The sequence below is a fragment of the Salinibacterium sp. dk2585 genome, from assembly GCF_008001035.1.
Classification (GTDB): domain Bacteria; phylum Actinomycetota; class Actinomycetes; order Actinomycetales; family Microbacteriaceae; genus Homoserinimonas.
In genome coordinates this window covers 30,942-53,804 of sequence record NZ_CP042856.1, presented here as the reverse complement: position 1 = coordinate 53,804, position 22,863 = coordinate 30,942, and the positions used below count along the sequence as shown (strand labels likewise).

Sequence of the window (22,863 nt, the reverse complement as noted above, 5' to 3'; positions counted from 1 at the left end):
GTGAAAGCCCGCTCCTGAGTTGTGAACGCTGACGCTCGCTGCTCAATCCGCTATTGCGCCGCGATGCCCGGCGTCATCGCCGCCCGCGACATGAAGCGGCGCACGTTGTCGTCGACGATGATGTCGGATGGCCGCAGCGGCCTCGTCATGTAGAGCCCGTCGAGCGCCGTGATGCGGCTGAGGGCCACATAGGTCTGCCCGGGGGCGAAGGATCGCTGCCCCAGGTCGACGATCGCGCGATCGTAGGTCTTGCCCTGGGACTTGTGGATTGTGACCGCCCACGCGAGCCGCAGAGGAAACTGCGTGAACTCCGCGACGATGTCGCGCCGCAGCTGCTTGGTCGCGGGCGAGTAGGTGTACTTGATCTTCTCCCACACCGCGGGCAGCACCTCGTGCTCCTCCCCGTCGACCTCGACGCGCACGGTGTCAGCGATCCGCGTGACGGTGCCGACCGTGCCGTTGACCCAGCGCTGGTCGGGGTCGTTGCGCAGGAACATGACGCGGGCCCCCACCTTGACCTGCAGGTTCTCGTCAGCGGGGTAGGCGCGGCCCCCGAAGTCACCGTTCACTTCTGCCGTCGCCGTGAGGGCGCGTCCGGGCAGTCGGGCGAGGGATGTCGCGTTGATGCGATTCACGGTGTCGTTGCGGGTCGCGAGGGTGATCGCGTCATCCTCTGGCGGCGTTCGGGCACCCATCTCGTTGAGTCGCTGCGCGATCTCCGCGGTGACCATGCCGTGGCGCACCGCGTTGAGCATGAACTTGAACTCCTCCTCGTGCTGCCGGTGGATGACCTGCAGTTCGAAGATGCGCAGCTCCGCTTCATCCCACACCTTCGCGTCGAAGAACCACATCGACTTGTAGGTGTCGGCGAAGTAGGCACGCTCGTCGGCGTCACCGGGCACGGGGGCCAATTGGTAGGGGTCGCCGAACATGACGACCTGCACGCCGCCGAATGGCTCGTTGCGTCGCTGCCGGGCCTGGCGCAGGCTGCGGTCGATCGCATCGACGAGATCGGCGTTGACCATCGAGACCTCGTCGATCACGAGGGTGTCGATCGTGTTGAGAAGTTTGCGCAGCTCGGTGCCCTGCTCGATGTCGTGGTCGGCGATGACCCCGATCGGCAGCCGGAACAACGAATGGATCGTCTGCCCGCCCACGTTGAGCGCGGCCACGCCGGTCGGCGCGCAGATAACGACCTGCTTGGAGGTGTTCCATGCGAGGTGGTTGAGGAGGGTCGACTTTCCCGTGCCCGCACGGCCGGTGACGAAGATGTGGTCGCGCGTATTCTCGATGGCGTCGAAGACGGCGGACTGCTCGGCCGAGAGTGAGAGCCCAGACATCCGCACCTCCTCAACGCCGAGCGTCGAGCGCGCGATCGGCCCGTCCAATCTACCCGCCGGGGCACCGATCTCGCGGTCGAGGGCGCCGTCTAGGATTGGGCCCATGACGACGGGCACCGTGGAGGAGACGACGGGCCCGCAGCATCCGTCACCCGAGCGGATGCCCGGGGTTCCCGGCCCCCGCGCGCGCTTCGCTGTCACGTGGGGCGTGGCCCTCGGCCTGCTGCTCGTGGCCTTCGTCGCGACGATCATCACCCTGAACTCGACCGTGTACTCGGCCTCGGGCTTCGTCTCCGCCTACCTGCAGTCCCTCTCCCGGCACGATGTCGCGTCGATCGTCGCGATGCCGGGCGTCGTCGTCGATGACGACGCCGACGACGCGCTCCTGCGCCGGGATGCCCTCGCCCGCCTCTCGCAGGTGGAACTCGTCGACGATGAGGACCGGGGCGATGGAGAGCACCACGTCACCTTCTCGTACCGCGTCGACGGCCTACCCGGGCAGACGACCTTCGCCGTGCAGCACACGGGCGCGCGCCTCGGCTTCTTCAACGCGTGGGAGTTCATCGAGTCGCCGCTCACAACCCTCGAGGTGGTGCCGCGCAACACGGTCGAGTTCGCGGTCAACGGCGTGCACGTCGTTGCGACCGCGGGTGCCGGAGAGGTCAATCCCCTGCAGGTGCTCGTGCCGGGCGCCTACTCCTTCAGCCACGAATCGCTCTACCTCGAGGCGGAGGAGACGGTGCTCCCCGTCACGTCAACCGAGCGGGTCGAACGCTTCGTGCTGAATGTGACCGCGAGCGACGCCTTCGAAGACGCGGTCGAGAAGGAACTCGCCGCGTACCTCGACCGCTGCGCCGAGGAGGAGGTGCTGCAACCGACCGGATGCCCGTTCGGCAAGGAGATCGCCAACCGCGTCGTCTCGCCTCCGCAGTGGGAGGTATCGGACTATCCGCGCGTGGAGATCATCCCGGGCGAGCAGATCGGCACCTGGATCGTGCCGCCAGCCCACGGCGCTGCGCGCCTCGACGTCGACGTGATGTCGCTCTTCGACGGAAGCATCGCCTCGTTCAGTGAAGAGGTGCCGTTCACGGTCTCCTACCTCGTGACCTTCACGGCCGATGGCGGACTGACGCTCACCCCCCGCTAGCGCTTTCCCGCGTCATCCCGCGCCGCCGCCTTCGCGAGCATCGCGTTGTAGGCATCCAGTTCGGTGTCTCCGTCACGGTCAGCCCTGCGGTCGAGTCGCTTCGTCAGCTTGGCGTCACTGCGCGACCAGGAGATCGCGACCGTGATCGCGAGGATGATCGTGGGGATCTCGCCGACGCTCCACGCGATGCCGCCGCCGACCCGCTGGTCCTCCAGCGCATCCGTGCCCCACCCCATGGCGCCGTACCAGTCGGCGAGCAGCAGCCCTTCGCCCATCATGATGCTGAGCCCGAAGAAGGCGTGGAACGCCATGGTGCCGAGCAGCAGGATGAGCCGCAGCGGGTAGGGCGCCTTATAGGGCACGGGGTCGACGCCGATGAGGGCCATGACGAAGATGTAGCCGCTGAGGAGGAAGTGCACGATCATCCACTGGTGGCCGAGGTGGTCTTCGGCCGCCCAGCGGAACAGCGGTGAGTAGTAGAAGAGCCAGAGCGAGCCGACGAAGATGACGGCCGCGACGATGGGGTTCGCGAGCACGGCGGCATAGCGGGAGTGCACGGCCCAGAGGATCCATTCGCGCACGCCTCGGCTGCCGTCGTTGCGCTTGCGGATGGCGCGGGAGGCGAGCGTGACGGGCGCGCCAGGCACGAGCAGCACGGGAATCATCATGCCGAGCAGCATGTGTCCCATCATGTGCATGCTGAAGAGGTAGCGCTCGTAGACGTTGAGGGCGCCGTTGGTGACGTAGAAGAGCAGCGCGAGACCCGCGAGCCAGCTCACGGTGCGCAGCACGGGCCAGCGGTCGCCGCGCTTGTGCAAGCGCCAGACGCCCGCGAGGTAGAAGAAGGCGAGGAAGACGGGGATGAGCGTCCACAGAGGGTCGAAGCGCCACTCCGTGAGGAAGCTCATTGCCGTGACGGGCGGCGGCAGGGGCTCCCCCGTCAGGATGAGGGCTGGCGTCGAGTCGAGGTACTCCTCCTGCACCGGCGTGGCCGTGCGGGCCAGGGCGGATGCCACGCCCGAGGCGATGCCCATGAAGCCGAGCTCCGCGACCACGAGCCACCAGAACCATCCGCGTGCCTTGTCCGACGCGGCCATGCGCCGGATGACGGAGCGCCGGTAGAGGGCGCCGAAGACCCCGAGTGCGAGCAGCGCGAGCACCTTGACGATGACGAGGATGCCGTAGGGCGTCATGAGGGCGTCGAACTCGCCGACGCGGAGGGCCGCACTGACGTAGCCGGAGATCGCGACGACGATGAAGCTCAGGAGCGCGATGGTCGAGTAGCGCTCAAGCACCGTGACGAGCCGCTCGCCCTTGAGGGTGCGCTGCAGCATCACCAGCGTGAGGAGTCCGCCCAGCCACAGGGCGGCGAAGACGAGGTGCAGGCCGAGGGCATTGACCGCGGTCGCGTGCCCGGCCGTGCCTGCCGCGTGGCCCTGGGTCGCCATCGGCACGAGGCCGGCACCGGCGAGCGCGGCCGTGACGGCGACGGCGGTCGGAGGCCGCACCGCGAAGGCGAGGGCGGTGACAGCGGCGGCAATGAGCGTCGTCACGAGCCACGCGATGCCGAGCTCGGTCTCGGTGACGAACTGGCCGAGCAGGCGCCCGAACTCGGGGTCGGCCGAGACGGGCTGCTGGTAGATGCTGAGGAAGGTGAGGAAGGCCGTGGCGGCCGCGGCGACCGTCCACACGGCCGCTCCGGCGGCGGCGACGTCGATCGCGGTCCCCCACGCCGGCTCGTCACGGGAAAGCGCGAAGCTCGCGAGCACGAGGGCACCGATCGCCGTCGCGGCACCGAGGTTGACGAGCAGCTTGGCGACGGGGAGCCCGTAGCGCACGAGCTCTCCGGGGTCGGCCAGGGCCTGGGCATCCGCGCCGCCACCGAACGCGAGCGAGGCGAAGGTCGCGATGAGGGCGACGACGAGCAACACGGCGGGGCCGGCGACACGTACGAGCCTGATCACCCATCAAGCCTAGGCGAGCAGACCCTGTGTGGATTCCCGCGGTGGTTGCGCCGAGGATCCTCCGCTGCCCCCGTCAGAGAGCTCCATCCGACGGCGGACCACCACGACCGAATGGCGGGACCTGGGTCCCGCCGAGAGTCATTCCCCATGCGCCGACGCTATCCCACCCGTCCCATGCCTCCGTCGTCGAGTTGTCGCAGGCTGCCACGCAAAGTCGGAGATCCGGCGACACGCCGACGATGGATGCCGCGGCGCCCGGCGCGCCGCCGAATCTCCGAGTTTCTGCGGGTAGGCGCCGCCTTTCCGCAGTAGGAAGGACGCATGACCGACTTCGTCATCTGTGCCACGTGCGCCGTCGAGCATTCCGAACAGGTCGAGGTGTGCGCGATCTGCACCGATGAGCGCCAGTACGTGCCCGAGGAGGGGCAGCAGTGGACCACGCTCGACGAGCTCATCGCGCGCGGCGTGACGGCGAGCATCCGTGAACTCGAACCGGGGCTCTTCGGCCTCACGACGAACGAGAGCGTCGGTATCGGGCAGACCTCAAAGCTCGTGCGCACGCCGGAGGGCATGCTGCTCTGGGACCCCCTCGGCTTCGTCGATGACGACATCGTCGCCCGCGTGCAGGAACTCGGCGAGGTGACGGCGATCGCCGCCAGCCACCCGCACATGTTTGGCGTGCAGCTCGAGTGGAGCCGCGCGCTCGGCGGTGTACCCGTCTACGTCGCCGAAGCCGACCGCGAGTGGGTGCAGCGAGCGGATGCCGCGATCCAGGCCTGGGGTGACGACCTCGAGATCCTCCCCGGCGTGACCCTCACGCAGCCCGGCGGCCACTTTCCCGGCAGCGCCGCGGCGCACTGGGCGACCGGCGCGGGTGGCGGCGGCGTGCTGCTCTCGGGCGACACGCTCTTCCCCAACCCAGACCGCAGCTCGGTGAGCTTCATGCGTAGCTACCCCAACCGCATCCCGCTCTCTGCCGCGGTCGTCGATCGGATCGCGCGCCACCTCGACCGCTTCGACTACGAGCGCGTCTACGGCAACTTCGACAATGTCATCCCGGCGGATGCGCGTGCCATCGTGCGCCATTCGGCCGACCGCCACATGGCGTGGGTGCGCGGCGACTACGACCACCTGACCTGAGCTCCCGCCAGCAGAAACGGGCCATTCTCCGGAGAGAATGGCCCGTTTCTGCAGGCTGGCTGAACGGAGCGCTCAGCTCAGCGCATCCTTCACCGCGCCGGCAGCCTTCGCGATGGGTCCCTTCGACAGGGGCATCGTGCCATGCAGGTTGACATCGGGCTGCGTCGCCGGCGGCATGGGCGCCGAGGTCGTCGGGCCGTCGTGGTAGCTGAACTCCCCCTTGCCATCTGGCGTGGGGCCGGATGCCCACTTGCCCTCGGCTGCCGCGGCGCCGTCGGAGAAGTTGAGGTACTGGTACGAGACCTCGCGGTGCTCCTTGCTGATCGGGAAGGTGCTGGGAACGGGAAGCTCCTCGTACCCCTCCTCCTGCAGCTCCGCGGCGGCGGCGATCCACTGGTTCTGGTGCATCGTGTCGCGCGCGAGCAGGAAGGCGAGCAGGTCTTTCACGCCCTTGTCCTCCGTCATGTGCCACAGCCGCGCGACCTGCACACGCCCCTGCATCTCAGCATTGACGTTGGCGGTGAAGTCGGCGAGGAGGTTGCCACTGCAGGTGATGTACGAGCCCTGCCAGGGGTTGCCGTTGCTGTCGACTGGGCGCGCACCCGCACCCGCGACGATCGCGTGCTGCACGTCGCCGCCGCTGATGACCGCCTTGAGGGTGGGGTCCTGGATGGCGTCCTCCGCGTCGTCCTTGGGGCCGCCCTCGAGCAGCTGGGCGATCATGATCGCAAGCATCTCGACGTGGCCCATCTCCTCCGCGCCGATGCCGTAGAGGAGGTCGCGATACTTGCCGGGTAGGTGTGAATTCCAGGCCTGGAAGCCGTATTGCATTGCCACCGAGATCTCGCCGTACTGGCCGCCGAGCACCTCCTGCAGCTTCCGGGCGAAGATGGGGTCGGGCCGGTCAGGCTTGGCCTTGAATTGCAGTTCCTGCTTGTGAAAGAACATTGGTGTTCCCTCTCTCATCTCGGGTCCCTGCCCACGCACAGACGGGTGAGTCGTGCCTTCCGGGGACGTCTGGGCGGCACGCTAGGCGCGGGTACTGGGCGATGCAAGGGGGGTAACCCCACGGTTTGCCTGCGTATCCTCTGGGCATGCGCCCACCTCGCTCACGCCGCGCCGTGACCATTGACGGCACTCGGCGCGACGTCGACGTCTTCACAACCCGCGCCCCGTCTGGCTCCCCCGTCATCGCGCTCGTCCACGGCATCGGGATGTCTCACCGCTACTACGCCCGGCTGCACGACCAGCTCTCAGCGACCGCGACTGTCCACTCGATCGACCTCCCCGGCTTCGGCGCGACCCCGCACCCCGAGCGCGCCCTCTCGGTGGAAGACCATGCGCGCGTGCTCGCCGCCACGCTCGACGACCTGGGCGTGACATCCTGCACCGTCGTCGGCCACTCCATGGGAAGCCAGTTCGTGCTGGAACTCGCCCGCCAGAGGCCAGACCTCACGGAGCGGGTCGCCCTCCTCGGCCCCGTCGTCGACCCGCGGCGACGCACTGTCCTGCAGCAGGCCCTCTCGCTCGGCCTCGACAGTCTCCGCGAGCCGCCGTCTGCCAACTGGCTCGTCTTCACCGACTACCTGCGCTGCGGCCTGGGATGGTACCTGCGCACACTCCCGTCGATGATTGACTACCCGACCGAGGAACGCATCCGCGACGTCACCTGCCCCGTGCTCGTGCTCCGCGGCGAGCGCGACCCGATCGCCCACCCCGAGTTCTGCCGCCAGCTGGCGGCGACCGCACCGAGGGGGCGGATGCTCCAACTCCCCAATCACGCGCATGTGCTGCATCATTCGGCACCCCGCTCGGTCGCGGCAGCACTCACCCGCTTCATCGCCGAGGAGGAGCCCGCGCCCAGGGCGCAGCGGGTGCCGCCGGCGCGCGGCGTCGCGTCACTCGTCGCGCGGGCGTGGTGGTGGACGATCGACTACGCCTACGCGGGATGGTGGCAGGTGCGGGCGTTGCTGCCCGGTGCCCAGCCGGGAAGCTTCACGAGCGGCGACCGGCGACCGGTTGTCGTGATCCCGGGGGTCTATGAGACCTGGCGATTCATGCAGCCGCTCGTCTGCCGGCTGCACGCTGCCGGCCATCCCGTGCATGTCATGCCGAACCTGCGTCACAACCTCGGCAGGGTGCAGGATGCCGCTGCCCTCGTCGCCGCACAGCTCGAGCAGAGCGAGCTGCACGACGTCGTCGTGGTCGCCCACAGCAAGGGCGGGCTCATCGGCAAGGCGCTCATGCTCGACCCGCGCGTCGCGGAGCGCGTGACGGCGATGGTCGCCGTCGCCACGCCATTCTCCGGCTCGCGCTATGCCCGACTCTTCTGGGTGCCGAGCCTCCGCAGCTTCTCGCCCTACTCGCCCACGACCGTGCAGCTGGGGCGAGAGCGCGGCGTCAACTCGCGCATCCGCTCGCTCTTCGGGGTCTTCGACCCGCACATCCCGGAGGGCAGCGAGCTGCCCGGCGCTGAGAACGTGCGGGTGCCGGTTGGCGGCCACTTCCGCATTCTGGCCCACCCCCGCACGGTCGAACTCGTGCTCGACGCGGCGGCCAACGGTGTGGGCGCGCCCTAATCACGCTCCCTCCTCGCGCGCTTCAGTCGTCCGAGCGGAATCCCGTCATCTTGTGGGTGCCGTCGCAGAAGGGCTTGATGGCGGATGCCCCGCAGCGGCAGAGCGCAACCGTGTTGCGTCCATGCCGGTCTATGGGCTCGCCGTCTGGGGTCTCAAGTGCCGCGTCGCCCCGCACCAACAGCGGCCCGTTGGGGCAGGCGACGATCGCGGGCGGGCGGCCGCTCATCGTTCCGCTCCGCTCGGCATGGGCACCCGCAGCGCCGAACGCCCCGCCTCCCAGTGGGCAAGCGCCTCAGCGGAACCCCAGCCGTCCACGAGCAGCGAGCAGTTCGCGCCCCACATGATGTCGGCGAGGAGCGACGGCTCGGCCTCGGCCAACCCGCCGGAGAGGTCACGGCCGGCGATCTGCTCGTGCACCGCATCAGCCTCGACATGCTCGTCGAAGTACCAGGCGATGTCGTCGCTGAAACCCAGCCTGCGCACCCCCTGCGCGATGTAGCGGTTAGGAATCGAGGAGGTCATCTCATAGGCCGAGAAGTGCCCCGCCGTCGCACCCCGCAGACTGCGGTTGAGGCCGAACATCGTCATCATCGTGAACGACGCGATCGTGACCGCCGGGACGCAGTCGATGTAACTGCCGTAGCGGTCGTCGAGGCCCAGGCCGCGCATCGCCCGCGCGAAGATTGCGGAGTGCATCCGCTCCGGGTCACCAGCCCCGTACTCGTCGGTCTGGATCTCCATGAGCGCCGCCTTTGCCCGGGCCGGCAGCCGCGGCACGGCCCACGTCTGCGCGTCGGCTTCCTTGAGGGTGTAGACGGAGCGCAGCACGAGGTACTCGCGCAAATGCTCCTCGCTCGCCTTTCGGGCTACGTAGCGTGAGAAACTCGGGCCCGCGGTCGGCTTGGTCAGTTCGAACAGGGCCGCCGCGACATCCTCGGCCGAAGGGTTCGGCAGCTCGGGAACCGGCACCTGACGGCGTAGTTCCGCCTCGAAGGCCCGCTCGATCGCGACGCGAGCCGCGACGAGGGCCGGATGCCACTCCCAGTCGTCGTCCGATTCGACGACGCCCCCGTAGTGCAGTCCGTGGAGAATGAGCAGCGCGAGCTGCAGGTCGTCATCGCGAACAATGTCGGGCGAGGCCGCGATCGCCACACGAGTCGAATGCTCGAGGTCGCCGAGGCTGTCGCCGGCCGCACGGATGCCACAGGCGAGGGCGTTGAGGATGGTCGAGCTGATGGGCCCACGCGCCGAAAACCGGGGCGGGGCATAGCGCGCCTGCGTCGTCGTGGTGGCGGGCGAGGCGGTGGATGCTGCGAGGCTGTTCACGCGCCCCATGCTGGGCCCGGTCGCCGCCCCCGGCAACCCCGCAATTTCCCAGTCACGAGTGGCATGGGCAGCGGCGTGAGTAGCGCGCTTCGGGTGATGGCAATCGCGCCAGCGATTGCGCGAACCGCGCTACTCACGCCGCGGGGCCGTCAGGACTGTGTGCCCTGTTCCTTCACGTGCTGCGCCGCCGAGGTTCCGTGATCCCTCACCTCGGAGGCCGCGCTCGACGCCTCGCCCTTGACGTGCCCGGCCGCCTCGGATGCCGTGGACTTGACCGATTCCATGGCCTCCTTCGCGGGCTCCTTGAGGTCATCCGCGACCGCCTTGGCGGCCTGCTTGGCCTCATCCACGAGCGGCTCGGCCTTCTCCTTGATGGTGCTGCCGAGGCGCGACTCCTTGTCACTCGCGGGCAGCAGGGAGGAGGCGAGCCAGCCGACGCCGAAGGCGATGAGTCCTACGGCGAGCGGATTGCCCTCGGCAGCCTGCTTCGCCCTGTGGGGCAGCTCGGCCGCGCCGTCCTTGAGGTCGTGCGCCGTGCTCCCCACACTGTCACGGGCGTCACTCGCGACGCCGAAGACGCGGTCACGCAGCCCGCCGACCGCGCCCTTCACCTTGTCGGTCTGTCGGTGCACGATTTTCGACGGCGTCACCTTGTCGGCGAGGGCATCCACATCGGTGCCCAGTTCGTGTCTCGTGCGTTCGATGTCTTCCCGGATCGCATCCGGATCTGTATTGCTCATGAGTTGTCCCCATTCGGTTTCAGTGTGTCTGGAATCTTCTTTGCGGTCTGCAGGGTCTGCGGCATACCGCGGATCTGCTCGAACTCCTTGCGACCCATGACGGCGAGGACCGCCGCGACGATGCCCCACAGCACGGCCACGATGAGTGCGGCCCAGCCCGCAGCCATCACTTCAGAGAGGCCCGCCCAGAGCGCAATCGAGAGGAACAGCAGCACGAAGTGGCCCGCCACTCCCGCGCCGCCGAACATGCCCGCGCCCTTACCGCCGCGCTTCGCGCTCTCGCGCAACTCCGCCTTCGCCAGCTCGAGCTCTTGGCGCATGAGCGTCGAGAAGTCCCGCGTGACCTCGCCGATCAGGTCGCCGAGCGACTGCTTGGGCGCATCCTGGCCAGGGCCTGTGTCGGTCATGGCGTCGCCCCTGGGGTGCGTGTGGTGCCGGAAGCGCCGCCCGGGGTTCCACCGCCCATCGAGCCTGGAACGCCAGTCGCGCCAGGTGCACCAGTCGAGCCGGGTGCGCGCGTCGACGGGGGCGTGCTCTGCGCGGGCATCGACGTGGTCGCGGAAGGCGGCGTTGCCGTGCTTGACGGAGTCGCCGCAGTGTGCGACTGGGAAGCGCCAGAGACCGAGCCGCCCGACGAGTCAGCCGACATGACGGCCTTTGTGATGCGACCCGCGGCAACACCGGCGATGGCTGCGGCCGCGATGAACACGCCTGGCTTGCGCCGCGCGAAGTCCTTGACCTCGTCAAGCAGGTCGCCGGGCTCGCGGTCCTCGAGCCACGAGGCGACCGCGCTCGCACGCGTGCCCGCCATCTGCACGAGTTGGCCGGCAAGGCCGGAGTCCTCTCGACCCTCGCCCATCTGCGCGAACTCGTCGCTGATGGAGCGCAGGCCGGATGCCACGCGGCCCTGCTGCTCGGAGGCCTGGCTCACTGCCTGCGCCCTCGCCTGGTCGAAGAGGTCCTTGGCCTGGTTGCCGGCCTCCTTGACCACGTGCGCGACCTCCTCCTTCGCGGTGCCGGCGACCTGCTTGCCCGCCTCACCCGCGTGGGATGCGACATCCGCTGCTTCGCTCTTCGCAGTGTCGGCGGCGCCGGAAGCGCCGCCGCTTGGCACCGAGCTGCCTTGCCGGGTGCCGCCGCTGGCGCCCGTGCTGCCGGGGGGTGTGCTCCCGGCACCCGTGCTGCCCATTCCTGAGCTGCTCGTTCCTGCACTGCTCGCGCCGCTAGTGCCGGGCACGCCACTCGTCGCGGGCGGCGGGGTGAACGGCGAGCCAGTGGCGCCCGCGCCAGTCGAACCTGCGCTGCCTGTGAATGGATCGGCCATGGGCGCCTCCTCAGCGTTCTCGTCGTCGCGGGGAATCTGCGACTGCGGCGAGCCCGGCTGGGGGGCGGGGTTACCGAGGGGATCCTGGGAGTTCCGCCCCGGGATGCCGGGGTCTCCGGCTCCGAAATTCGTACTCACGATGTGTCGTCCTTCGCTGAATCTGCTACTGACCGACTCTCGGTCCCGGCCTATGCTGCTCCCCCCTTTCGGGGGCCACAATCCCTTGAACTTTCAGGCTTTGGGGCGGACCATGCGAGGAGAAGAGCGGGGGAGCCCGTGACGACCGACCAATGGACCCTCAAAGGAGGCCGCTCATGGCAATGCGACAGGGCAAGGCAGTATCGGGACCCGGAGCGAGCGACCGTCACGGCGCCACGGCGCCCCACCCCGAAGACCCTCGCAAGCCCGACGACCTAACGGATGTCGCGGCCCCCGCCTGGGGCTATGTGATCAGGCGCAGCATCCGCGAGTTCATCAAAGACAGGTGCACCCACCTCGCCGCGGCACTCACCTACTACGCGCTGCTCTCGCTCTTCCCCGCGCTCCTCGCGCTCGTCTCGACACTGGGACTCTTCGGGCAGGGGCAACAGACCGTCGACGCCCTGCTCGGCGCGATCACCTCACTGACGGATGCCTCGGTGGCCGACACGCTCCGGGGTCCAATCGAGCAGCTAGCCGATTCATCCGCCGCCGGTTTCGCCTTCATCGCCGGCCTCGCGGGCGCCCTGTGGTCGGCGTCGGGATACGTGACGGCGTTCGCACACTCCATGAACACCATCTACGAGGTGGAGGAGGGGCGTCCCATCTGGAAGCTGCGGCCGATCATGCTCCTGATCACGGTCGTGCTGCTGGTCATCGCCGTCGTCATGGTGCTGTTGCTCCTGCTCTCGGGCCCCGTCGCCGAGACCATCGGTGCCGCGCTTGGCCTGAACGAGACCGTCGTCACCGTGTGGAACATCGCAAAGTGGCCCGTGCTCGTGGCGTTCGCCGTGCTGCTTGTAGCCGTGCTCTACCACGCGACCCCCAACGTGAAGCAGCCGAAGTTCCGCTGGGTCAGCCCCGGCAGCATCGTGGGCCTGCTCGTGCTCGCCATCGCCACGCTCGGCTTCTTCTTCTACGTCGCCAACTTCGGCAACTACAACGCCACCTACGGCAGCATCGGTGGTGTCATCGTGCTGCTCCTGTGGTTCTGGATCGTCAACCTGGCGCTCCTCTTCGGCGCCGAGTTCGACGCCGAGCTCGAGCGCGGGCGCGAACTGCAGGGCGGCATCGAGGCGGAGGAGACCATCCAGCTGCCGCCGCGCGACACGAGGCAGATGGAGAAGAACGAGGAGAAGGAACAGAAGTTCGTGCAGCAGGGACGCGAGCTGCGCGAGGAGCACGCGCACGAACACCGCGACGACGACAAGTAGTTCCTGAAACGACGAAGGCGCCCACCCCGTGCGGGGTGGGCGCCTTCGTGTGAGGCTGGCGAAAATTACTTCGCGGCGGCCTTGAGCTTGCTTCCTGCGCTGACCTTCACGCCGTAGCCAGCAGCGATCTGGATCGCCTCACCGGTGGAGGGGTTGCGGCCCGCACGAGCGGCACGGTGGGTGCGCTCGAAGGAAAGCCATCCGGGGATGGTGATCTTCGTGCCCTTGCCGACCTCTTCGGCGACGGTGTTGAAGAGGGCGTCGAGCGTCGAGTTGACGGCAGCCTGGCTCTGGCCAGAGGCAGCTGCGACGGCAGCGACGAGCTCGGTGCGGTTGAGTGACTTGTCAGCCATTTAGGAGTCCTCCTCGGACATTGTGCTCTGCGGTACGACCATGGCTGCTCATGAGAACAGTCGGTGTATTCGATCGGTTGGCTTGAATCTGCACGGCCACCACGCGGCGACCGGTCTGTATCCGGACTGAACTTACCAGCTTGACTTGGTGATTCCGGGCAATTCGCCACGGTGAGCCATGTCACGGAAGCGCACACGCGAAACGCCGAACTCGCGGAGGAAGCCGCGGGGGCGACCGTCGATCGCGTCACGACCACGCACACGGACGGGCGAGGCGTTGCGCGGCAGCTTCTGCAGACCCAGGCGGGCCTCCTCGCGCTGCTCGTCGGTCGAGTTGGGGTCAACGAGCGCCTTCTTGAGCGCAGCGCGCTTCTCGGCGTAGCGGGCCACAACGACCTTGCGCTGCTCGTTCTTGGCAATCATGCTCTTCTTCGCCATGTTTAGCGCTCCTCACGGAATTCGACGTGCTGGCGGATGACGGGGTCATACTTCTTCAGCACAAGACGGTCGGGGTTGTTGCGGCGGTTCTTACGGGTCACGTAGGTGTACCCGGTGCCCGCCGTGGAGCGGAGCTTGATGATGGGGCGGATGTCCTGCTGCTTGGCCATTAGATCTTCTCCCCACGTGCGAGCAGGTCCTTGACGACCGACTCGATGCCGCGTGCGTCAATCACCTTGATGCCCTTGGCGCTGAGCGTCAGGGTCACGTTGCGGCGAAGCGACGGCACGTAGTACGTCTTCTTCTGCACGTTCGGGTCGAAGCGGCGCTTCGTACGACGGTGCGAGTGTGAAATGTTGTGTCCGAAGCCGGGTGTGGCTCCGGTCACCTGGCAGTTTGCTGCCATGGCTGTCCTCTTCTCAATACCGTAAGGCGGGGTGCCTTACCCAAGATCTCTTGTCGGCATGACCCTGCCCCGGAATGGTGCATTTGGGGTGGGGTCACACGGCGAGCAGATTGCTCAACCTGAACATCCTACGCGGCGAGCCCTGATTCCCCAAACTCCCGGTTTCATTGCGGCCCACCGCGCGTTGCTTCGGTGGTCATGCGTGCGCTTGAGGGCGCACTTGGCCCGCGAACCCGCACACGGCTCCCCGGTAGCCGCGAACGCGAGTCACGCCCGGCTGCAGTCGGGGCACAGCCCGAACACGTCGACGACGTGGGCCGGTGCCGTGAAGCCGTGCTGCGCCGCGACGGCGCGCGCCCACGCCTCGACCGGTTCCGCCTCCAGCTCAGCCGTCGTGCCGCAGCTGCGGCAGATGAGGTGGTGGTGATGGTGCTCGGTGGCGCACGCCCGGTAGAGGCCCTCGCCGTCGAGCTGGAGGCTGTCGATCTCGCCGCCCTCCGCCAACTTGGCGAGCGTGCGGTACACGGTCGCGAGGCCGATGGGGCTGCCGGCATCCCGCAGTTGCCCGTGGAGGGCCTGCGCGCTCACGAAACCGGTGTTCTCGGCGAGGGCTTCGGCGACAGCATCCCGCTGCCAGGTACGTCGCTTCATGCCGCCACCGGTTTTGTCGACACGCGGCGCCCGCTGGCCCCGCTGCGGTCTCGCCGCCATCCGATGAGGCGGCAGGCCAGGTAGATCGTGAAGGAGATCGTCGTGACGAACGGGCTGATGGGCAGCGCCCCGCCGAGCGAGAGCATGATGCCGCCGACAACGGAGACGACGGCGAACACGACGCTGAGGATCGGGGTGATGAGCGGCGATGCCGTGACCCGCATGGCCGCGGCCGCGGGCGTCACGAGCAGCGCGAGCACGAGAAGGGCCCCCACGATCTGGATGCTGATGGCCGTCGCGAGGCCCAGCAACACCATGAAGGTGATCGAGATGGCGGTGACGGGCACGGCGCGGGCGCGCGCGACATCCGGGTCCACGCTGGAGAAGGTGAGGGGACGCGACATGATGACGAGCCCGACCACGACGATCGTCCCGATCACGAGCAGGAGGCCGAGCTGCGGGTTGTCGACGGAAACGATCTGGCCCGTGAGCAGGCCGAACTTGTTGGCCGCTCGCCCGTCATAGAGCGCGAGGAACAGGATGCCGAGGCCCAGCCCGAAGGGCATCATGACGCCCACGATGGAGTTGCGTTCGCGGGCCCGGTTGCCGAGCAGGCCGATGATGAGGGCCGCGAGCAGCGAACCCCCGATCGACCCGGCCACGACGTTGATGCCCAGCAGGAGCGCAGCGGCGGCGCCCGCGAAGGAGAGCTCGCTGATGCCGTGCACCGCAAAGGCGAGGTCGCGGCTCATGACGAAGGGGCCGATGAGTCCTCCGACGATGCCGAGCACGGCGCCCGCGATGATCGAGTTGCGCACGAGCACGAGCAGTTCGCCGTAGTCGGTGAAGTCGAACAGGGCCGCGTTGACCGCTGAGAGCAGTTCGATCATCGCTGCCACCTGTCGTCGATGTGGTGCTCGAGGTGGTCGTGCACGCCGTAGCCCTCGGGTGCCCCGAGCACGGCCACGCGGCCGCGCGTGCGGATGACCTCGATGGGCGTGTTGTACATGTACGAGAGCACCTCGGAACGCAGCACCTCGTCTGGGGTTCCGATGCGGAAGCGCCCGCCCGCGAGGTAGAGCACGCGGTCGACCTTGTCGAGCACGGGGTTGATGTCGTGCGTCACGAAGACGACGGCGGAACCGATCGCCCGGCGGCGCTCGTCGATCAGGTCGCTCACGACGCGCTGGTGGTTGAGGTCGAGCGAGCTGAGCGGCTCATCGCAGAGCAGCAGGGCCGGGTTGCTCGCGATCGCCTGGCCGACGCGGATGCGCTGCTGTTCGCCTCCCGACAGCGTCGCGACCGGCACGTTAGCGAAGGAGGTGGCGCCGACGCTCTCGAGCACGCGGTCGACCTGCTGCCTCGTCCTGCGCCCCGTCACGGGCAGGCCCCACCGGTGCCCGTTGATGCCGAGCGTGACGAGGTCGCGGGCGCGCAGGGGCGTGCCCTGCTCGATGAGTCGCTGCTGCGGGATGTAGCCGATGCCGCGGTGGCCGCGCCGCACGGGCTCGCCGAGCAGCTCAATGCTGCCCGACGAGAGTTGCTGCTGCCCCAGGATCGCCTTGAGCAGGCTCGTCTTGCCGGTGCCGTTCGAACCCAGCACCGCCAGGAACTCTCCCGGCTTGACCTCAAGGTTGAGGTTCTTCCACAGCACCCGGTCGCCGTAGGCGAGCGTCGCCGACCGCAGGCTCAACACGGGCGTGTCAGCCTTGCTCGTCTCCAGGACCGCGGATGCCGCGGGGTCGGCGCGTTCGGTCATGCGAGTGCGGCACCCACCTCGTCGAGCACCGTGCTCATCCATTCGAGGTAGCCCATGCCCTCGGGGAGGGTCTCCGCGACCGGCACGATGGGCAGCCCTGCGGACTCGGCGAGCGCCAGCACGCGCTCCGTCTCGGGGCCGGCGGTCTGCTCGTTGTAGGCGAGGAGTGCGAGCGTGCCGCTCTCGATGAGGCGTTCCATCTCGAGCAGCACGGAGGGCGCGACATCCGAACCGTTCTCGATGGCGGCGCTGAAGTCGGCGGGGGTCTCGTTCACGAGGCCGAGCTGCTCGAAGAGCAGGAGGGGGGCCGCTTCGGTAACCGCGATGGGCGTGCCGTCGTGCTCGGCCCGGAGCTCGCCGGCCCGCTGTTCGAGCTGCTCGAGTTCGCTCGTGAATGCGGCGAGGTTTGCCTCGAACTCTTCGGCTCCTGCGGGGTCGAGTTCGCTCAGCTGGGCCGCGAGCTCTCCTGCGAGGGCCTCGATCGTGGTGAGCGAGTACCAGACGTGCTCGTTGCCGTCAGCGTGACTGTGGTCGTGCCCCTCGTGGGAGTGGTCGTCATCCGAGCTGTGGTCGTGAGCGTGCTCATCCTCGTGAGCGTGCTCCTCAGCGGCGTCCTCGGTGAGTTCGGTCACCGTGACGACAACGGGCGGTTCGTCCTGGAGCCCGTCGAGCAGCGTGTGGATGAAGGGGTCGAAGCCGCCGCCGTTCTCGATCACGAGGTCAGCGCGAGAGAGGGCCAGTTGGTCGCGGGCCGTGGCCTCATAGCTGTGGGGGTCCTGCGTCGTGCCGGAGATGATCGCGCTCACGTCCGCGCGGTCGCCCGCGATCTCGGAGGCGATATCGGCGTAGACGTCGGTCGAGGAGACGATCGTGAGCCTGCCATCGGCCTCGGAAGGTGCGCTCGAACATCCTGCGAGGGCAAGGGCTGCGAGGCTGAGCGTGGCGATGGCGGTGCGGGTGTATCCCGTCATGGGGGTTACCTGTCTAATTCGGTGTGATGGCTGGAAAGCCAGCGTCAACGCTAATTGCTACTGATAACCATTGTCAAAACCGCGCATAACAATTTACGTGCCCGTCACCTACCGCATCCCAGGAACGCGCTAACCTAACGCCCGGGCGGTCAGGGGGACTCGCCCGCGGGGGACTCGGGGAATCACGTCCATGGGACGGTCGGGCACTCGCTGTCCGTCTACGCCTCTCGGGAGACGCTTCATGACCAAGAACCGCCTGCTCCGCTCGCTGCCCGCCGCCGCGCTGCTCGGCACCCTCTTTCTCTCGGGGTGTTCTGGCGTTCCCGGCCAGGCCGAGGCGAGTGAGCCAAGCGGCGTGCTGCGGGTCAACTGGGGCGGTCTGCCCGAGAACTGGGCACCCGGTCACCAGACGGAGGCCGGCTACATCCGCGTTCCCTATGAGACGCTCACCTCGCGCAACCGCGACGGCGCAGTCGTCCCCATGCTCGCGACCGAGTGGGAACAGAGCGACACCGAACTGACGCTCACCCTGCGCGAAGGGGTCACCTTCCATGACGGGGAACCGCTGACCGCTGATGCCGTCAAGGCGAACCTCGAGGCGATCCAGGCTGCACCGCTGGGAGGCCCGCTCCTCGGGGTCAGTGCGATCGACGCCGTCGACGAGCTGACGGTGCGACTCACGCTCTCCGCGCCCAACTCGAGCCTGCTCACGACCCTCTCCACCGTCATCGCCCCCATCGTGAGCCCCGCCTCGCTGGAGGACGGCAGCATCGCCGAGGTTCCCGTCGGCACGGGGCCGTGGGCCTACGACGCTGAGGCATCCGTGCCCGGCAAGAAGATGAGCTTCACCGTCTTCGACGACTACTGGGGCGCGTCCGTCGGCTACGAGACCATCGAGCTCGTGGGCCTCGGAGACGACGCCGCCGCGGCCGCCCTCATCGCAGGCACGCTCGATGTCAGCGACGCGGAACCCGAGATGCTCACCCGCTTCGCCGATACCCCGGTTCGCACCATGCAGTACCCGGCGAGCCGCACGAGCCTCATGTTCTTCGATCGCGGCCCCGGCGGAGTCTTCGAGAGCCGCGAACTGCGCCAGGCCGTATGCCACGCCATCAACGTCGACGCTGTCAACGAGCTCGAGGGCGCGGGCACGAGCGCGACGCAGTACTTCACGGAGGGCACGGCGGGGCACTTCGATGCACCCGGCTACGCGCACGACGAAGCGGCCGCCAAGAAGCTTTACCAGCAGGCCGGGAGCCCCGAACTGTCCGCCCGACTGGTCGCATCCACCGACAACAACGCCCAGGTCTCCCTGTACATGGACCAGGTCGCGCAGGCCCTCAGCGGCGTGCGCGCGACCGTGTACGAGCTACCCCCCGTCAAGTACAACGCCTCATGGAACACGGGCGACTACGGCCTCGGTGTCGGCATGAGCACCTCGCTGACCCCCTACGACTGGTACCGCACCTGGTTCGCGGCCGATGCCCCCGGCAACCCGGCCGGTGTCGAGAGCGAGGCACTGCGGGAGGCCGCCGACCTCGCGACGAACGCGGGCATCAGCGACAAGGCCGATGCACTGTGGTCGGACGCCATGGAGATCGTCTCCGACGAGGCCCTCAGCTGCGCACACCGCGTCGAATCCGAGATCCTCGCGTGGAACTCCACGACCGTGACAAGCGTCAGCAACCCGGTTGAACCGTGGGAGCCGAACTCGATCAACTACCGCAGCCTCAAGCCGCTCGGCTGAGGCCGGCTGTCGGCGGCGGCTCAGTCGAGCAGCAGGGCCGGTTCCTCGATGATGCTCGCAACATCCGCAAGGAATCGGCTCGCGACATCCCCGTCGACGACCCGGTGATCGAAGCTCGCCCCGAGCGTCGTGACGTAGCGCGGCCGCACCTCGCCGTCGACGACCCAGGGCTTCTGCTTGATCGTGCCAAGCGCGACGATGCCGACCTCGCCCGGGTTCAGGATGGGCGTGCCCGTGTCCATGCCGAAGACGCCGATGTTCGTGACCGTGATGGTGCCGCCCGACATGTCGGAGGGCTGCAGCTTGCCGTCGCGCGCGATGTTCGTCATCGACTCGATCGCCTGTGCGAGGTCGCGCAGCGAGAGCTCCTGAGCGTCCTTGATGTTGGGCACGACGAGGCCCCGCGGCGTCGCCGCCGCGAAGCCGAAGTTCACGTAGTGGTGCACGATGATCTGCTCATCCGTCCACGTCGAGTTCACCGTGGGGTTGCGCCGCACGGCCCAGATCATCGCCTTCGCCATGACGAGCATGGGGGAGACCTTGATGCCCGCGAAGTCGGGGGAGTTCTTGAGCCGCTTGACGAACTCCATCGTGCGGGTCGCATCCACATCGACGAAGACGCCAACGTGCGGTGCCGTGAAGGCACTCTGCACCATGCCGGTCGCGATCGCCTTGCGCACGCCCTTGACGGGGATGTACTCCTCGCGCTCCTCGCCCCAGGCGGGCGTCGCGATGTTGCGGAAGACGCTCGCCTGCGACGCCTGCCGCACGACATCGTCGCGCGTGATCTCACCCGCGAGTCCCGTCGGGTTCACCTCACTGAGGTCGACGCCGAGGTCCTTTGCGAGCTTGCGGATGGGCGGCTTCGCGATGACGGATGCCGCGGCCGCAGCCGGCACGCGTGACGCCCTCAGCGGCGCCGAACCGGCATCCCCCGTTGCCCGACGTCGCCGTGAGTTCACCTGGCCCTTGACGCCATAGCCAACGAGCACAGCGCCGGAACTCTCACCCGAACTCTCATGGGAGATCGTTTGCGCCGTGTCGGCGACCGTCTCAGCCAAGGCATCCGTCGCCGTCGTCGCGGCGGGCTGCTCGGCCTCGGCGCCCGTCGTGACCTGGATGATCGGGCTGCCGACGTCGACCGTCGCACCCTCCTCGACCAGCACGGCGCTGACCGTGCCACTGAAGGGCGACGGCAGCTCCACGATCGACTTGGCGGTCTCGATCTCGACGATCACCTGGTTGACCGTGACGGTGTCGCCCGGCTTGACCTTCCACGACACGATCTCTGCCTCGGTGAGGCCCTCCCCGACATCGGGGAGGAGAAATTCGGAGGTGCTCACGGTGGTGTCCTTGTCTGTCGGGCTCAGTATGCGAGCGCCCGGTCGACCGCTTCAAGCACGCGGTCGGCGTCGGGCAGGTAGGCCGTCTCGAGCTTGGCCGGCGGGAAGGGCACGTCGAAGCCCGAGACCCGCAGCACGGGCGCCTCGAGCGAGTAGAAGGCCTGCTCGGTCACGGTCGCGGCGATCTCCGAGGGGATGCTGACGAAGCCGGGCGCTTCGGACGCGACGACGAGCCGGCCCGTCTTGCGCACCGACTCGATGATGGGCGCGTAATCGATGGGGGAGAGTGAGCGCAGGTCGACGACCTCGATGCTCGTGCCCTCGCCCGCCGCGATCTCCGCCGCTTGCATGAGCACGTTGACCATGGCACCGTGCCCGACGAGCGTCACGTCCTCGCCCGTGCGCACGACCTTGCTCGAGTGCAGCGCGGCGGCGTTGGAGGTGAGGTCGACGGGACCCTTGTGCCAATAGCGGCTCTTCGGCTCGAAGAACATTACGGGGTCGTTGCTCGCGATGGCCTCCTGGATCATCCAGTAGGCGTCGTGGGGAGTGCTCGGGCTGACGAGCCGCAGGCCGGCCGTGTGGGCGAAGTAGGCCTCGGGGCTCTCCTGGTGGTGCTCGACCGCGCCGATGTGGCCGCCGTAGGGCACGCGGATGACGACCGGCATCGTGACGGCGCCCTGGTGCCGGCTCGTCATCTTGGCGAGCTGGGTCGTGATCTGGTCGAAGCCCGGGAAGATGAAGCCGTCGAACTGGATCTCGCAGACGGGCCGGTAACCGCGCATGGCGAGGCCGATCGCGGTGCCGATGATGCCCGATTCCGCGAGCGGCGTGTCCATGACCCGCTTCGGCCCGAAGTCCCGGTGGAGGTGCTCCGTCACCCGGAACACCCCGCCGAGCGGTCCGATGTCCTCACCCATGAGGAGCACGCGGTCGTCGTCCTCCATCGCCTTGCGCAGGCCCGCGTTGAGGGCCTTGGCGAGGGGAAGCTCCTGTATTTCGCGCTCAGTCAGGGTCGCGACATCCGCCCCCTTGTCGGTCATGGTGCCGTGCTGGCTCATGCGTCACCTCCGAGGGATGCCTCGTATTCGCGCAGCCACTCGTATTGCGACTGCGTCACCGGGTGGGGCTCGCTGTAGACGTGCTCGAAAGCGACGGATGCCGGTGGCGCCTGCAGCTCGAGCGTGCGGCGTCGCACATCCGCCGCCAGGTCTGCGGCCTCCTCGGCAACGCTCGCGAAGAAGGCATCTGACTCGCCGCGGCCGCGCAGGTAGGCCTCAAAGCGGGTGATGGGGTCGCGGGCGAGCCACGACTCCGTCTCGTCGTTCGTGCGGTATTTCGTGGGGTCGTCGGAGGTCGTGTGTGCGCCCATGCGGTAGGTCATCGCCTCGATGAGGCTGGGGCCGCGGCCGGCGCGGGCGTCGTCGAGGTGCTTCGCGGAGACGGCGTAGCTCGCGAGCACGTCGTTGCCGTCGACTTGCACGCTCGGGATGCCGAAGCCACGCGGGCGAAGGTAGAGGGGGATGCGTGACTGCACGCTGACCGGCACCGAGATCGCCCACTGGTTGTTCTGGATAAAGAAGACCTGCGGCGTCTGGTAGCTCGCGGCGAAGACGAAGGCCTCGCTCACGTCGCCCTGCGAGGTTGCGCCGTCGCCGAAGTAGACGATCACGGCCTCGTCTCGCTCGGCATCCCCCGTGCCTGTCTTGCCGTCGAGGCCGATGCCCATCGCGTACCCGGTCGCGTGGAGGGCGTGCGAGCCGATCACGAGCGTGTAGAGATGGAAGTTGCCGGTCTCGGCCGGGTCCCACCCGCCGTGGCTGTTGCCGCGCATCATCTCGATGAGCTTCACAGGGTCGAGGCCGCGGATCATGCCGACGGCGTGCTCGCGGTAGGCAGGGAAGATGTGATCCTGGCGGCGGGCGGCTCGGGCGGAGCCGACCTGGGCTGCCTCCTGCCCGCGGTTCGGTGGCCACAGTGCCATCTGGCCCTGGCGCTGCAGGTTCTCAGCCTCCGCGTCGAAGGCCCGGCTCCTGACCATGTCGCGGTGGAACCCGCGGAGGTCTTCATCGCTGAGCGCCTCGACGTACTGCAGGTACTCGGCAGCGACGCCGCTCGTTGCGAGCTCTCCCGATGGGGTCAGCAACTGCACCATGTCTTCCGTCTGCGCCATGCCGCTGACCTCGCTGTCCTTGTGTCGTGAGCTTCGGTGCGTGTGCCGCC

Annotated in this window: 24 protein-coding genes; 5 read left to right on the top strand and 19 right to left on the bottom strand. The window is 68.2% G+C overall.

Annotated elements, in window-relative coordinates; all coding sequences use genetic code 11:
• Positions 1–50: 50 nt before the first annotated feature.
• Entirely contained in the window at positions 51–1,340 is a 1,290-nt protein-coding gene (locus tag FVA74_RS00290) for an ATP-dependent RecD-like DNA helicase (protein ID WP_147722986.1), read from the bottom strand.
• Between the two features lie 103 nt (positions 1,341–1,443).
• On the opposite strand from FVA74_RS00290, the gene FVA74_RS00285 reads away from it, so the two are divergent.
• Positions 1,444–2,487 (top strand): hypothetical protein, encoded by a 1,044-nt coding sequence (locus tag FVA74_RS00285; protein ID WP_147719795.1) that lies wholly within the window; start codon positions 1,444–1,446, stop codon positions 2,485–2,487.
• On the opposite strand, the gene FVA74_RS00280 is transcribed toward FVA74_RS00285, so the two are convergent.
• Complete coding sequence (locus FVA74_RS00280; protein ID WP_147719794.1) at positions 2,484–4,451, bottom strand: cytochrome c oxidase assembly protein; 1,968 nt, start codon at positions 4,449–4,451, stop codon at positions 2,484–2,486. The two genes, FVA74_RS00285 and FVA74_RS00280, sit on opposite strands and share 4 nt — an antisense overlap.
• Before the next feature lie 321 nt (positions 4,452–4,772).
• Here FVA74_RS00280 and FVA74_RS00275 point away from each other — a divergent pair, with 321 nt between their 5' ends.
• Positions 4,773–5,591, top strand: coding sequence for an MBL fold metallo-hydrolase (locus tag FVA74_RS00275; RefSeq protein ID WP_147719793.1), 819 nt, complete (start codon positions 4,773–4,775; stop codon positions 5,589–5,591).
• A 72-nt stretch (positions 5,592–5,663) separates the two neighbouring features.
• Here the strand turns inward: FVA74_RS00275 and FVA74_RS00270 are convergent, their stop codons facing one another.
• The gene (locus FVA74_RS00270; protein ID WP_147719792.1) at positions 5,664–6,539 is read right to left on the bottom strand and encodes a manganese catalase family protein; all 876 of its coding nucleotides are present in this window, start codon (positions 6,537–6,539) and stop codon (positions 5,664–5,666) included.
• A 146-nt stretch (positions 6,540–6,685) separates the two neighbouring features.
• Here FVA74_RS00270 and FVA74_RS13855 point away from each other — a divergent pair, with 146 nt between their 5' ends.
• Positions 6,686–8,170, top strand: a complete 1,485-nt coding sequence (locus FVA74_RS13855) for an alpha/beta fold hydrolase (RefSeq protein WP_147719791.1) — start codon at positions 6,686–6,688, stop codon at positions 8,168–8,170.
• A gap of 22 nt (positions 8,171–8,192) precedes the next feature.
• Here the strand turns inward: FVA74_RS13855 and FVA74_RS00260 are convergent, their stop codons facing one another.
• The 5 genes from FVA74_RS00260 to FVA74_RS00240 all read right to left on the bottom strand — a co-directional run bounded on the left by FVA74_RS00260 (position 8,193) and on the right by FVA74_RS00240 (position 11,698).
• Complete coding sequence (locus FVA74_RS00260) at positions 8,193–8,396, bottom strand: CDGSH iron-sulfur domain-containing protein (protein WP_147719790.1); 204 nt, start codon at positions 8,394–8,396, stop codon at positions 8,193–8,195.
• Positions 8,393–9,496 (bottom strand): iron-containing redox enzyme family protein, encoded by a 1,104-nt coding sequence (locus FVA74_RS00255; RefSeq protein WP_370454466.1) that lies wholly within the window; start codon positions 9,494–9,496, stop codon positions 8,393–8,395. The genes FVA74_RS00260 and FVA74_RS00255 overlap by 4 nt, the downstream gene beginning before the upstream one ends.
• Positions 9,497–9,645: 149 nt before the next feature.
• Entirely contained in the window at positions 9,646–10,236 is a 591-nt protein-coding gene (locus FVA74_RS00250; protein ID WP_147719788.1) for a DUF3618 domain-containing protein, read from the bottom strand.
• The gene (locus FVA74_RS00245; RefSeq protein WP_147719787.1) at positions 10,233–10,643 is read right to left on the bottom strand and encodes a phage holin family protein; all 411 of its coding nucleotides are present in this window, start codon (positions 10,641–10,643) and stop codon (positions 10,233–10,235) included. The genes FVA74_RS00250 and FVA74_RS00245 overlap by 4 nt, the downstream gene beginning before the upstream one ends.
• On the bottom strand, positions 10,640–11,698 hold the full coding sequence (locus tag FVA74_RS00240) for a hypothetical protein (RefSeq protein WP_147719786.1): 1,059 nt from the start codon (positions 11,696–11,698) through the stop codon (positions 10,640–10,642). The genes FVA74_RS00245 and FVA74_RS00240 overlap by 4 nt, the downstream gene beginning before the upstream one ends.
• Positions 11,699–11,874: 176 nt before the next feature.
• Between FVA74_RS00240 and FVA74_RS00235 the strand changes: the two genes are divergently transcribed.
• Entirely contained in the window at positions 11,875–12,972 is a 1,098-nt protein-coding gene (locus FVA74_RS00235; RefSeq protein WP_370454464.1) for a YihY/virulence factor BrkB family protein, read from the top strand.
• A 65-nt stretch (positions 12,973–13,037) separates the two neighbouring features.
• On the opposite strand, the gene FVA74_RS00230 is transcribed toward FVA74_RS00235, so the two are convergent.
• The 8 genes from FVA74_RS00230 to FVA74_RS00195 form a co-directional block, all read right to left on the bottom strand.
• Complete coding sequence (locus tag FVA74_RS00230) at positions 13,038–13,325, bottom strand: HU family DNA-binding protein (RefSeq protein ID WP_147719785.1); 288 nt, start codon at positions 13,323–13,325, stop codon at positions 13,038–13,040.
• Between the two features lie 132 nt (positions 13,326–13,457).
• Positions 13,458–13,763: a 30S ribosomal protein S14 gene (gene rpsN / locus FVA74_RS00225; protein WP_147719784.1), complete on the bottom strand. Its 306-nt coding sequence runs from the start codon at positions 13,761–13,763 to the stop codon at positions 13,458–13,460.
• Between the two features lie 2 nt (positions 13,764–13,765).
• Positions 13,766–13,933, bottom strand: a complete 168-nt coding sequence (rpmG, locus tag FVA74_RS00220; protein ID WP_147719783.1) for a 50S ribosomal protein L33 — start codon at positions 13,931–13,933, stop codon at positions 13,766–13,768.
• Positions 13,933–14,169, bottom strand: a complete 237-nt coding sequence (gene rpmB / locus FVA74_RS00215) for a 50S ribosomal protein L28 (protein WP_147719782.1) — start codon at positions 14,167–14,169, stop codon at positions 13,933–13,935. The genes rpmG and rpmB overlap by 1 nt, the downstream gene beginning before the upstream one ends.
• Positions 14,170–14,436: 267 nt before the next feature.
• The gene (locus FVA74_RS00210; RefSeq protein ID WP_147719781.1) at positions 14,437–14,820 is read right to left on the bottom strand and encodes a Fur family transcriptional regulator; all 384 of its coding nucleotides are present in this window, start codon (positions 14,818–14,820) and stop codon (positions 14,437–14,439) included.
• Positions 14,817–15,710, bottom strand: coding sequence for a metal ABC transporter permease (locus tag FVA74_RS00205; RefSeq protein WP_147719780.1), 894 nt, complete (start codon positions 15,708–15,710; stop codon positions 14,817–14,819). The genes FVA74_RS00210 and FVA74_RS00205 overlap by 4 nt, the downstream gene beginning before the upstream one ends.
• A complete protein-coding gene (locus tag FVA74_RS00200) occupies positions 15,707–16,579 on the bottom strand; it encodes a metal ABC transporter ATP-binding protein (RefSeq protein WP_147719779.1) in 873 nt (290 codons plus the stop codon). Before FVA74_RS00200 ends, FVA74_RS00205 begins: the two co-directional genes overlap by 4 nt.
• A complete protein-coding gene (locus FVA74_RS00195) occupies positions 16,576–17,550 on the bottom strand; it encodes a metal ABC transporter solute-binding protein, Zn/Mn family (RefSeq protein ID WP_147719778.1) in 975 nt (324 codons plus the stop codon). The genes FVA74_RS00200 and FVA74_RS00195 overlap by 4 nt, the downstream gene beginning before the upstream one ends.
• 241 nt (positions 17,551–17,791) lie before the next feature.
• On the opposite strand from FVA74_RS00195, the gene FVA74_RS00190 reads away from it, so the two are divergent.
• Positions 17,792–19,297 carry an ABC transporter substrate-binding protein gene (locus tag FVA74_RS00190; protein ID WP_168220001.1) on the top strand — a complete coding sequence of 502 codons (1,506 nt, stop codon included), beginning with the start codon at positions 17,792–17,794 and terminating at the stop codon, positions 19,295–19,297.
• Positions 19,298–19,317: 20 nt separating this feature from the next.
• Here FVA74_RS00190 and FVA74_RS00185 read toward each other — a convergent pair whose 3' ends face one another.
• Genes FVA74_RS00185 through FVA74_RS00175 form a run of 3 tightly spaced genes read right to left on the bottom strand, consistent with a single transcriptional unit; the run spans position 19,318 to position 22,813 of the window.
• Positions 19,318–20,640: a dihydrolipoamide acetyltransferase family protein gene (locus tag FVA74_RS00185; RefSeq protein ID WP_147719776.1), complete on the bottom strand. Its 1,323-nt coding sequence runs from the start codon at positions 20,638–20,640 to the stop codon at positions 19,318–19,320.
• Positions 20,641–20,663: 23 nt separating this feature from the next.
• Complete coding sequence (locus FVA74_RS00180) at positions 20,664–21,683, bottom strand: alpha-ketoacid dehydrogenase subunit beta (RefSeq protein ID WP_147722984.1); 1,020 nt, start codon at positions 21,681–21,683, stop codon at positions 20,664–20,666.
• 14 nt (positions 21,684–21,697) lie between these two features.
• A complete protein-coding gene (locus FVA74_RS00175) occupies positions 21,698–22,813 on the bottom strand; it encodes a thiamine pyrophosphate-dependent dehydrogenase E1 component subunit alpha (protein WP_147719775.1) in 1,116 nt (371 codons plus the stop codon).
• Positions 22,814–22,863 lie beyond the last annotated feature (50 nt).

Excerpts from the sequence above, each read along its gene's own strand:
- FVA74_RS00290 (WP_147722986.1), bottom strand. The coding sequence starts at position 1,340 with ATGTCTGGGCTCTCACTCTCGGCCGAGCAGTCCGCCGTCTTCGACGCC.
- FVA74_RS00285 (WP_147719795.1), top strand. The coding sequence starts at position 1,444 with ATGACGACGGGCACCGTGGAGGAGACGACGGGCCCGCAGCATCCGTCA.
- FVA74_RS00275 (WP_147719793.1), top strand. The coding sequence starts at position 4,773 with ATGACCGACTTCGTCATCTGTGCCACGTGCGCCGTCGAGCATTCCGAA.
- FVA74_RS00270 (WP_147719792.1), bottom strand. The coding sequence starts at position 6,539 with ATGTTCTTTCACAAGCAGGAACTGCAATTCAAGGCCAAGCCTGACCGG.
- FVA74_RS13855 (WP_147719791.1), top strand. The coding sequence starts at position 6,686 with ATGCGCCCACCTCGCTCACGCCGCGCCGTGACCATTGACGGCACTCGG.
- FVA74_RS00260 (WP_147719790.1), bottom strand. The coding sequence starts at position 8,396 with ATGAGCGGCCGCCCGCCCGCGATCGTCGCCTGCCCCAACGGGCCGCTG.
- FVA74_RS00250 (WP_147719788.1), bottom strand. The coding sequence starts at position 10,236 with ATGAGCAATACAGATCCGGATGCGATCCGGGAAGACATCGAACGCACG.
- FVA74_RS00245 (WP_147719787.1), bottom strand. The coding sequence starts at position 10,643 with ATGACCGACACAGGCCCTGGCCAGGATGCGCCCAAGCAGTCGCTCGGC.
- FVA74_RS00235 (WP_370454464.1), top strand. The coding sequence starts at position 11,875 with ATGGCAATGCGACAGGGCAAGGCAGTATCGGGACCCGGAGCGAGCGAC.
- FVA74_RS00230 (WP_147719785.1), bottom strand. The coding sequence starts at position 13,325 with ATGGCTGACAAGTCACTCAACCGCACCGAGCTCGTCGCTGCCGTCGCA.
- rpsN (WP_147719784.1), bottom strand. The coding sequence starts at position 13,763 with ATGGCGAAGAAGAGCATGATTGCCAAGAACGAGCAGCGCAAGGTCGTT.
- rpmG (WP_147719783.1), bottom strand. The coding sequence starts at position 13,933 with ATGGCCAAGCAGCAGGACATCCGCCCCATCATCAAGCTCCGCTCCACG.
- rpmB (WP_147719782.1), bottom strand. The coding sequence starts at position 14,169 with ATGGCAGCAAACTGCCAGGTGACCGGAGCCACACCCGGCTTCGGACAC.
- FVA74_RS00210 (WP_147719781.1), bottom strand. The coding sequence starts at position 14,820 with ATGAAGCGACGTACCTGGCAGCGGGATGCTGTCGCCGAAGCCCTCGCC.
- FVA74_RS00205 (WP_147719780.1), bottom strand. The coding sequence starts at position 15,710 with ATGATCGAACTGCTCTCAGCGGTCAACGCGGCCCTGTTCGACTTCACC.
- FVA74_RS00200 (WP_147719779.1), bottom strand. The coding sequence starts at position 16,579 with ATGACCGAACGCGCCGACCCCGCGGCATCCGCGGTCCTGGAGACGAGC.
- FVA74_RS00195 (WP_147719778.1), bottom strand. The coding sequence starts at position 17,550 with ATGACGGGATACACCCGCACCGCCATCGCCACGCTCAGCCTCGCAGCC.
- FVA74_RS00190 (WP_168220001.1), top strand. The coding sequence starts at position 17,792 with ATGACCAAGAACCGCCTGCTCCGCTCGCTGCCCGCCGCCGCGCTGCTC.
- FVA74_RS00180 (WP_147722984.1), bottom strand. The coding sequence starts at position 21,683 with ATGACCGACAAGGGGGCGGATGTCGCGACCCTGACTGAGCGCGAAATA.
- FVA74_RS00175 (WP_147719775.1), bottom strand. The coding sequence starts at position 22,813 with ATGGCGCAGACGGAAGACATGGTGCAGTTGCTGACCCCATCGGGAGAG.